7 protein-coding genes and 1 tRNA gene are annotated in these 11,103 nt (G+C 28.8%); all 8 read right to left on the bottom strand.

Going from position 1 to position 11,103, the window contains the following annotated elements; genetic code table 11:
- Positions 1–181 precede the first annotated feature (181 nt).
- On the bottom strand, positions 182–1,072 hold the full coding sequence (locus tag RI76_RS01635; RefSeq protein WP_017192400.1) for a deoxyribonuclease IV: 891 nt from the start codon (positions 1,070–1,072) through the stop codon (positions 182–184).
- Positions 1,056–2,300, bottom strand: coding sequence for a DEAD/DEAH box helicase (locus RI76_RS01630; protein ID WP_017192399.1), 1,245 nt, complete (start codon positions 2,298–2,300; stop codon positions 1,056–1,058). Before RI76_RS01630 ends, RI76_RS01635 begins: the two co-directional genes overlap by 17 nt.
- Positions 2,301–2,758: 458 nt before the next feature.
- Entirely contained in the window at positions 2,759–3,208 is a 450-nt protein-coding gene (locus RI76_RS01625; RefSeq protein WP_017192397.1) for a transcription antitermination protein NusB, read from the bottom strand.
- Entirely contained in the window at positions 3,205–3,825 is a 621-nt protein-coding gene (locus RI76_RS01620; RefSeq protein ID WP_017192396.1) for a superoxide dismutase, read from the bottom strand. The genes RI76_RS01625 and RI76_RS01620 overlap by 4 nt, the downstream gene beginning before the upstream one ends.
- Before the next feature lie 355 nt (positions 3,826–4,180).
- Entirely contained in the window at positions 4,181–4,378 is a 198-nt protein-coding gene (locus RI76_RS01615; RefSeq protein WP_261974330.1) for a hypothetical protein, read from the bottom strand.
- Positions 4,379–4,492: 114 nt separating this feature from the next.
- On the bottom strand, positions 4,493–5,833 hold the full coding sequence (locus RI76_RS01610; protein ID WP_017192393.1) for an FAD-dependent oxidoreductase: 1,341 nt from the start codon (positions 5,831–5,833) through the stop codon (positions 4,493–4,495).
- A gap of 213 nt (positions 5,834–6,046) precedes the next feature.
- Positions 6,047–10,888, bottom strand: a complete 4,842-nt coding sequence (locus RI76_RS01605) for a PolC-type DNA polymerase III (RefSeq protein WP_017192392.1) — start codon at positions 10,886–10,888, stop codon at positions 6,047–6,049.
- Between the two features lie 100 nt (positions 10,889–10,988).
- Positions 10,989–11,075, bottom strand: a tRNA-Leu gene (locus RI76_RS01600).
- Between the last annotated feature and the right edge of the window lie 28 nt (positions 11,076–11,103).

Here is an 11,103-nt window from a genome sequence, read left to right as displayed (position 1 = left end):
TGGCTAAATAAAAAAACCAAACTGTTTATTTTTAATTAATAAACAATTTGGTTCAATTAGTTGTTTCCTTTTGGATCCACTTTTGTGGGGCACCTCAATTAAACAACAAAAAAGCTATGTAAACACATAGCTTTTTCATTTCTCTCAGTTCTTTATCGACTAATGAGTCTTTTATATTTTTTTAAACCTTTTCTTCAAAAATTTTTTTCAAATCAGGGTTAAAGGTTTTTTCTTTAATCATTTTTATTTCTTCTTTATAAGGAGCGAAACCATTAATAAAAGGGGTTTCTAATATTTTTGGTAAAGATAAAAAAGAAGGATGATAAATAATATTAATTAAAGCTTCAAAACCGATATTTCCGTAACCAATATTTTCATGACGATCTTTTTTACTGCCTAAAACGTTTTTAGAATCGTTAATATGAAAAACAGATAAATATTGTTGACCCACAATAGAATCGAATTCTTCCATTACTAATTCAAAGTTATTTTTAATATCATAACCAGAATCAAAAACATGACAAGTATCGAAACAAACAGAAATTCTTTTTTTATCTTCAATCAAAGTAATAATATCTTTTAACTCTTGAAAAGAAGCGCCTATTTCGTTTCCTTTGCCGGCCATAGTTTCTAAAGCTATCCCTACCTTTAAACCAGCAGTATTTTTAAAAATTTGGTTGATACCTAAAGCGATAAATTTTATCGCTTCTTTTTTTTTTTTATTCATGTTATTGCCAGGATGAAGTACCATTCGAACAATTTTCATTTGTTCAAATCTGTATAATTCTTTCGTTAAAAAATCAATCGCGAAAGTTCTTTTCGCTAAAGAAGGGTTGGCTAAATTAACAATATAAGGCGCATGACCTACTAAATCATTAGGGTCTAAATTATTTTGTTTCATTTGTTCGAAAGTTTCTAATAAGTTAGCATTTTTCAAATCAGATCTAATAGTGTTTTGTGGCGCTCCGGTATAAATCATAAAAGTATTAGCGTCAAAAGATAAACTTTTTTGTAAAGAACCTAAATACATTAAAGGTTTATGAAAAGGGACATGACTACCTATTTTTATCATTCTTTTTATCTCTTCTTTTGGAAAAATGAAGGTTATTTTTTTTACCATTTTTATTAGAAAAATTGTATTTATGGTAGGAAGGGTTAATTTTATTATTAGGAGTTTGTTTCTTAGGACGAACTTCTTTTTTAACTTCTTCTTGAAAACCTGTTTTAGTTAAAGTAATATTATGAAAATCAATATCATTAAGTTTTTTAATTTTATCCAAGGAAGTTTTATCTTTTTCGTTATAAATCACTAAAACGTTACCGTCTTTGCCCATTCTACCTGTACGACCGCTACGGTGTTGGAAAAACTCTAAATTACGGCTCGGCAAATCATAATGAATTACCCAAGTAATATCTAAGTCTAGCCCTCTGGCAGTTAAATCGCTAGAAATAATATATTGATATTTCATTTTTTTAATTTCAGCCATATGTTGTTTTCTTTGTTTAACTGATAAGTCAGAAGAAAAGTTTAAAACATTTAAATTAGCTTCTTTTAAACCTTCATAAACCATAAATTGGTCTTTTTTATGAGAAACAAAAATTAAGGCTAAATAAGGGTTTAAAGTTTTAAAAAAGTGAACCAAATTATTGATTCTTTTATCAGAAGAACTTTCTAAAGCGTAATATTTTAAATTTATTTTTTGTTCTGAATTAACATCTAAAAATAAAGATTTGCCGAAATATTTATTAATGAAAGGTTTCATAGCGGGCGTGATGGAAGCAGAAAATAATAATATTTTAGGTCGCCATTTAACCAATAAAGGGTCTAATCCATTTAAAGATTCTTGATCAAATAACATATCCGCTTCATCTAATACTAAATAAGCAGCTTTAAAAATATTTAATTTGTTTAAAGTTTGGGCATATTCGCTTAACTTACTTAAAGTAGTGATCGCCACGGGAGGTTGTTTTTTTTCCAAACTAGAGAGTATTTTTTGTTTATCCATTCCACCGTAAAAAATCTTTACTTTAGAATTTTGTTTTTCAATTTCTTTTAACATATTAAAAATTTGAAAAACAAGCTCATTAGTAGGAACAACTATCACCGCTTGAATCATGTTTTTATTCCAGTCTATTTTGCTTAAAATAGGCAATAAATAAGCATGAGTTTTACCTGTTCCTGTAGGAGCGATTCCTACTAAGTTAAAAGGTTTATCAAACTCCTCGAAAAATTTTTTTTGTATCGGAGTAATAGTTTTAAATTTTAATAATTTTAATTTGTCTTGAAGATAGGTCTGCATTATTTCAACCCTTTCTTTTGTGATAACGTAAATATTTTCCGTCTTTAAACCAACGAAAATAAAAAATAAAATAAAAAAGTATTTTTTTAGTCTTTTTCCTTTAAAATATTAATAAATAGATTTTTTTGAGATATCTAAATAAACAATTAAGGAAAGAGAAATACATGAAAAAAAACAATAAAAAAAATCCGCCAAAAAAAATAAAAAAAAATAATAAAAAACCAATAGTAATGAAAAAAACTAAATTTTTTACTGTTACTAATTTAGTAATTTTTCTAACTATCTTAGTTTTTTCATTGGTTCCTATTTTAGCCATTTATAGATTTTGTAAAAGTTAATAATGACTTTTAATCCGTTAATGACCAAAACCATTCAGAACCAACAGAAAACATATTTTTTTCAGAAAACTTTTCTTTTTTTAAAAAAAATTAACATAAGATATAAAAAAAGCTTTTATTTTAAAAGCTTTTTTTATAGGTATTGCTTTCAAGGTCTTCATAAATAAGTTGTAAAAGCTTATTGTTGAATTTATATTGTTTATTATTATTTAAAGACGAATATTCTTTAGTTAATTCAATTGCTTCGTTAATAATAATTTTATGAGACAGTTTTTTTTCCATTAATTCGAAAGTAGCTAAACGAATAATAGCTTTATCAACTTTATTCAATCTATCTAAAGTATAATCGTATAAGTTTTTTTGAATAATATTATCTATTAAAACAATATTATTAATTAATTGTTCTACAAGAACGATCTTTTCATTAATATTAGGGTTTTGGACTTGAAGTTCGTTGTGGTAAAAATCATATTGATATAGATTATTAATGATTTCGACCCTTAGCTCTTTCATCTTTTTAGGAAACATATATATTTGGTGGTAATGTAAATTAGTTTGTGAATTTATCATTGTTTTTTCAACATAGCTTCTTCTAAATTTTTAGCCACTTGTTGCCAATTAATGATATTATAAAAAGCTTCTATGTAATCTGGGCGACGATTTTGATAATGCAAATAATAAGCATGTTCCCAGACATCTATCCCTAAAAGAGGGTAGCCTAAATTTAAAACCGTATCTTGGTTAGACGTACTAACTACTTCTAATTTCTTGTTGTGGTTTAAAATTAACCAAGTCCAACCGCTACCAAAAACAGTTTTCGCTTTTAAAGCTATTTGGTCTTTTAAAATTTCGACACTCTGATAATCACGTTCGATTAATTCTTTTAATTTACCAGCAGGTTGAGCACCATTATTAACTTGTAAAGTTTGCCAAAAAAAGGAATGATTATAATGACCGCCGCCGTTATTTCTAACAGCCGTTCTTGCTTCTTCAGGCACTAAAGATAAATCTTTTAATAAAACCTCTAAATCACCGTTAATTTGTGGATATTTTTCTAAAACAGTATTTAAGTTGTTGACATAAGTTTGATGATGTTTTTGATGATGTATTTTCATTGTTGTAGCATCAATGAAAGGTTCTAAAGCATCGTAAGCATAAGGTAATTGAGGTAGTTGATATTTTTTCATAATCTTAATCCAAATTCTCCTTTTTTAAATTGACTAATCTCTTGGCCAAGATTTAGTTGACTTTTAAATGATATCATAATAAAAACTTCTTTATTAAACATTATAACACTTTTATAAGTGCCAAAAGGAGTAATTAAGAAATTTTGAAGTTACTTTTGATAAAAAAGGTTTAAAGCTAGTTTAAAACCTTTCTAAGATCAATAAAACGAGGTTTTTTCAAAAAATGATGTTAAAACAACTTATAAAGAAAGTTTGGACTAACTTAATAATTATCAAGAATAACAATAATTTATTAATTTAGCCCAAAGTTATCTTTCATACGCTTATTTTATTTGTTGAAAAAACTTTCTTTTCCTTATTTAGTGAAAAATTGTTTATCTATTTCGTTGATCGCGATTAACCAATGATGCAACATTTCGTGATACAAATTAAAGCTTGGTTTGTTAGTGTTAGTTTGAAAATCAATTTGGTTCTTAATTTGACTACTAACAATATCTATCCTTTTTTTAGTTAAAAAAGACGGTTCGTTAGTTTGAGCTTTTTTATAAAACAAAGCTCCTCCTAAACTGCCTATTAAAAAAATTAATAAGTAAAGAAAAATCTTTTTAAAAAAGATAAAAAACATATATTTTTTTTAGTTTCTTTCTAGTTGAGGTTCTTACTGATATTATTTAATGTCTAAAGATTTCAAGCCTGCTAAGTTTAACAAACTCCAAGGTTTGTTGAAATAAGGGTGGAAAAAGAAATCTACAAACGCTAATTCATCAATAGTCATATTTTTTTGAATACATACGCTTAAAGTATTCATTTTTTCTGTTAAGTCAGCGTTAGATAAAATCTGTCCGCCTAAAATCTTACGTGTTTCTTTATCAAAAACTACTTTTAATAAAGCTGATTCATAATCCGGCATAAATTCAGGTCTGTTAGCGTCTCTGATCGTTACAGCAGCATAATTTAAACCTAATAATTTAGCCACATTTTCAGTTAAACCAGTAGAAGAGATGTTTAAATCATAGATTTTAATACCACTAGTGCCTTGAGTGCCTAAATATTTATGTTTATTTTCTTTAATGTTCATTCCTATTAAAGTCCCCATTCTAACAGCGTTAGTCGCTAAAGGAATGTATTTAGACTCTTGTGTTGGGTTATAATAAATATTAACACAGTCACCACAAGCATAAACATCTGGATTAGAAGTTTGCAAGTATTCATTAACTACTAAAGCACCATTAGGAGACGTTTTTAATCCATGACTCACTAATTTAGTGTTCGGAATGAAACTAATACACATAATAACCATTTCTGTTTCAAAAACTTCTTTATCAGTGTGTACGTGAGTAATTAACCCATTAGAAGTTTCTAATGTAGAAACTCTTTGTCCTAAAGCCAATTTAACGTTATTTTTAGTAAAAGCGTCTTGAGCTAAATCAGTAAATTCTTTATCTAAGTATTTAGACATGATTCTTTCTTCCGCGTCAATCAACACTACTTCTTTACCTTGATGAGAGAAAGATTCCGCTAATTCAACACCAATATAACCAGCACCCACAACAGTAATTTTTTTCACGCCAGCAGCGTATTCAATAATTTCGTTAGCGTGGGTAAAGTTTTTGGATAATAATAAATTTTTAGAATCCATTCCGTCTAAGCGAGGAATAACTGGCCAAGAACCAGTAGATAACACTAGCTTATCAAAACGATCTACAAACTCTTCGTTAGTTTTTAAGTTTTTAACAACGATTTCTTTTTTATCAAAATCTACTTTTAAAACTTCGTGCTCTAAATTGACATTAGCTCCCATTTGCGTTAATTCATCTGGGTTAGAATAAAATAACCCTCTTCTATCTTGGACAACTCCGCCAATATATAAAGCTATTCCGCAAGACAGAAAGGAAACTGTGTCGTTTCTCTCATAAACAGTTACATCAACATCGCTATAATTTTTTTTAATAGTTTTAACTGCAGCAGTTCCTGAATGAGTACACCCTATAACAATAACTTTTAACATGAAAAAACCTACCTTATAATTATTTTAATTGAAAACCACATATTAATTTATTTTATATCGTTTATTTATTCCTAAAAAATATGGAATAACAAAAATAAATAACATTTAAAAAACTTTTACATAATAATTATATCATAATAAAAATATATTCAAATATTATATAATCTATCATTATTATAACATATTTTGGTTTTAAACCTAAATTTAAATCATTTATTCTTCTGGTAATCTTTCGATTATCATTTCGTCTTTAAACTTTTTCAAAATAGTTTTATTAATTTTCACTCTTTTGACAAAATCATTTTGAGTGAATAATTTTTCTTTACGGTTCATCACAATGTTATCCGCCGCTACTTGCCCTAAACCATCAATAGCCACAAAAGGCATTCTTAAAGCTTTATCATTTTCAATCATAAATTCGTTTGCTTCTGATTTATTCAAATCAATCGGTAAAAATTGATAACCTAATTGGACCATTTCATAAGCACTTTTTAAAGTATTAATGCGGTTTTGTTCTTTCGCGGTTAATTCTTTTTTAACTGTTTTTTTCATAGTGATTTGTTCATCATCAGGATTTTTATCCGCTTTTCTCAATTCTTTCTCAATTTCGGGAGCTGTTTTCAACATGACATTATAATCAAATTGATCGGCTCTTTTGGAGAAATAACCACTATAAAACAATAAAGGATGATTGACTTTAAACCAAGCAATCCTCATAGCCATTAAAACATAAGCCGCAGCATGTGCTTTTGGAAAAAGGTATTTTATTTTGGTTAAAGATTTTAAATACCATTGCGGTATTTTAGCTTCTATGGGAGAAATTAATTTTTTCCATTCTTGGGGATGAGTATGAGGTTTGCCTTTGCGGACAAACTCCATGATATCAAAAGCTCGTAAAGAATCAACACCTTTTGCGATTAAAGTATTCATAATTTCATCACGACAAGCGATCACTTCGTCAAAAGAAATTTTTGTCTTTATATCTTCTTGGAAATCACCTTTACCCGCTAAAATGTCTTTCGCATTTTGAGTCCAAACATTGGTTCCGTGGGATAAACCTGATACTTTCACTAAAGTAGAGAAATTAAAAGTTTTTTTCTCTTTGTCATAAATATCTTTTAACATCGCGATAACAAAATTAGTACCAAATTCGGGCACAGCGATAGAGGTTTTATTCTTGTCTTTATTAGCGAATAATTCGTATACTTTAATATCATCTAACGGAATATCTTGATAACGATCAAACGGGAATAAAGAAGGATGTTTTTTCACATAATCCATGAAAAATTTAATTAACATTGGATCATCATGACCTAAAATATCCATTTTAAATAAATTGTTTTCAAAAGAATGGTAATCAAAATGAGTCGTTCTCCATTTGGATTCCGTATCATCAGCAGGATACTGAACTGGCGTAATTTCATAGATTTTATGCCCTTTGGGAACTACTACGATTCCTCCTGGGTGTTGACCTGTTGAACGTTTCACACCTTCAATCATCACAGACCTGCGGCTAATTTCTGAAACACGTATTTCCTCATCCAAACCTTTATCTTTAACAAAACCTTTTACATAACCATAAGCATTTCTTTTCGCTACCGTTTGGATGGTGCCGGCTCTAAAAACTTGTTCTTCCCCTAATAACTCTTTAATATAATCATGGGCTTTACTTTGATAATCTCCTGCAAAATTTAAATCGATATCTGGGGTTTTGTTACCTTCAAAACCTAAAAAGGTTTCAAAAGGAATATCTTGTCCGTTTTTACTAAAATTTACGTTACATTGAAAACATTTTTTATCCGGTAAATCATATCCAGAATAAGTATGTTCTAAAATATCATAATCATTAGGATCATCTTTTTTAACGTATTTTTTATATAAAGGGTTTTGTTTCTCTTCTTCGGTCATTTTTATCACGGTGTATTGACATTTGGGACAATTATAATGCGGCCTTAAAGGATTTACTTCCGTAATTTCTAACACATTAGCAATAATAGAAGAACCAATCGAACCACGAGAACCTACTGAATAACCATCTTCCATAGATTTTTTAACTAATAAATAAGATAAATAATAAATAGGAGTAATGCTTTGGTTAGCGTCTTTTTGGTTATCATCTCCTAAAATACTTTTCAACTCTTTATCAATTCTCTCTTGAATTAAAGGGTGCACTATTTTGCCATATGAAGCTTCAATACGAGTGGTAATTAAAACCTTCATTTCTTGCTTAATACTAGGAACTTTTAAATTTTGAGCGAAAGTATCATCTTGCAGAGAAAACAACTGTTGGGGGAAAATTTGAATTTTATCAATTTGTTGATTCAATAAATGCGGATTATTAATGACTAAATCTTTTCTCAATAATTCATCTTCAATAAAACTAAAAGCATCCAACATTTCTTGAGTGGTTAATAAATGGTTATCAGGTAAATTTTCAGAGCTAAATTTAGATAATTTATGTAAACCACCGCCAATTAATTTAGCGTTAATATACATTTCACGATAAATTTTTTCATAATGATGCAGGTAATGAACATCTCCTGTCGCGATAATTATTTTGCCTTGTTTTCTCGCTTCGTTAATGATTTTTAACAAAGTATTTTGCACGATAGACAGAGCGTCAATCTCCGGATCATCGCCGCCTAAGTCATAAATCACATGTTTATAAGCGTTTAGCGGTTGAACTTCGATATAATCATAAAAAGCGATCGCTTCTGCTAAATCTTGTTCACTCTTGTTTAAAGCTGTTTCAAAGACATTACTATCAAAACAACCGCTACCGACTAATAAATTTTCACGATGTTGGTTTAATTTAGATTTCAATAAACGGGGTTTTTTATAAAAATTTTGCGTTAAAGAATCACTAATTAAATAAAATAAATCTTGGTAACCGGTTTGGTTTTTCGCTAAAACATTAACATGATAAGATCTTTCAAACAAAGTATCAGCTGCCCCTTTTAAATCATAAAAAGTTAGTACTTTTTGTTCTTCTAATTTCTTCATCATTTCGATATAAACCAAAGCAGTAGTTTCGGAATCATATAAAGCTCTATGACTATGACCTTCTGAAGTTGGTTTAGCTTTAAAAACTTTTGCCAATCTTTTTAAAGAAAAAAACTTTAAAAATTGGTGGAAATATTTTTGCGATAAAGGCATAGTATCTATCACAGGTTGAGGTTCATAAGAAAGGCTTAATTTTTTTACATTTTCTAATAAGAAATCCATATCAAAAGAAGCGTTATGAGCGATTAAAGTATAGCCTTTAGCAAAATCTAAAAACTTCGGCAAAATCGCATCAATAGTGGGTTTTCCTTCTAAATCTTGGTTCGTAATTTGAGTAATTTCTTGAATTCTTGGGTTTAATTTAGTTTGCGGATCTACTAATTCATCAAACATTTCTTCTGTGATTTTGCCATTTTCAATCCTCACAGCCGATATTTCAATAATTTTATCTCTTATTTTAGAAAAACCGGTTGTTTCTAAATCAAAAACAAGGTATTTATGGTTTTTTAAGGTAAAATTAGGGAATTGGGGGTATTGTTCTTGGTTAGTGATATAAAGGGGTTTTTCCGCGATAAAATCGAATTCAGCCCCTAAAATAGGTTTTATTTTTTTACCACGCAGATGTTTTTCTATTTCTGGAAAAGCATAAACTCCGTTATGATCGGTAAAAGCAAGCGCTTCATGACCCCATTTTTCAGCTATATCAAGATAACCTTTCACACTCGTTACCGCGTCTAAATTAGACATTTTCGTATGGAGGTGAAATTCAATTCTTTTTTTATCTGGATAATCATCTTGTCTTTGGTACATCAAAGGCATATTATCTAGAACTTGATATTTAGGAGTCGCATTTTTAGGAGTAAAATTAAAATAGTATTCTTGGTTTTTAGCGTTAAAATCAACAAAAGTTTCTATTTCTACTAAAACACCTTCTTGAAAATCTTTTTTAATTTGAGTGTAAAAAGTGTTAGTTTTACCTTTATAACTTTGGTTGAAAAAACTTTTATATTCGATAGAATCTTGTTTGGTTTCGGGATCTACTAAAAAAAACTTAACTAAAACGCTTTGGTTATTTTTAATAGGTAATTCGGTCACTTGTTGCACATAACCTTTAACCCTAAATGCGGGATTATTTTGTTTAAAGGTTTTTAAAGCGCTGTTTTGAACCGGAATATCTTTAAAAGAAATTAAAGGCAACTCGTTATGATCCCATTGTTGCTGTCTTTTTTCAGCCATTACATCACCTTTATTGCGGAATTGGTAAAAACATTGGTGTTCTTCTTCAAATAATTTTTGTAAACTCGGCAGAAGATCCAGTTGAGTAAGAATATTTTTTAAATAAGGAGGAAAATCAAACTCACAAGTTTTCTTCTCTACATCAATCAAAGGTGTTTGATCCAAAATCTTATATATTTCGTTTTCCTGCTTTTGAGCGATAATATTAATTAAATTAATTTTAAATTTTTCTTCAGAAGTTAATTCGTCCTTATCCAGATTATTAAAACCACCTATAGTAGGATCTTTTAACTCTGATAGAGTTAAAAGATCTGGATATTCCGTTATAAATTCTAAATCTATGCCATAACGGTGGATAAAAAAAGTGTTTAATTCCTTTAAAATATCAGTTCGATGGAAATATTTTAAAAGAATCGGATTTAAGTGAAAGACGACTTTTTTCTCTTCCCAAGAGATAGTTGGCGTAGAATTGAAAAGATCTAAAAAAGACTCATTGGCTTCTGTTTTTTTCTTTTGCAAAATGTATTGGAATTGTTTTTCCCAGATTTTTTCGTCTTTTAAATAGTTAAAATGGTAGAATTCATAACATACATGACAAGAAATGTTTTTCACGACTTCTTCGGTATGAACTTTAATAAATTCTTGTAAATGTTTACGGAATTCATCTAAAAGCGCAGCTTCAGAAGGGAATTCGTCCGCGGCCACAAAAAAAGTCCAATTAATTTGGGACAAATCTACCAATACTTCTTGTAATTGAAATTGTTGTAATTCTGGTTTTTTTAATGTTTGGAGAAATTCTTCGAACTTATGAGACATTTTTTTACTCTTTTTAGTTTTAAATTTTAAAATCAGTGGAAATATAAAAAAGAAAAACACATGAATTTCATGTGAGCATAAGGAATAAATATTATTTTTTTGGTACTGATGATCGGACTTGAACCGATATGAGTTTAACCTCGTTTGATTTTGAGTCAAATGCGTCTGCCAATTTCGCCACACCAGCATACATTTTAATTATAACATAATTAAAA

This window comes from Milkweed yellows phytoplasma str. MW1, assembly GCF_000309485.1.
Taxonomy (GTDB): domain Bacteria; phylum Bacillota_I; class Bacilli_A; order Acholeplasmatales; family Acholeplasmataceae; genus Phytoplasma.
This window is presented reverse-complemented; position numbering and strand designations above follow the sequence as displayed.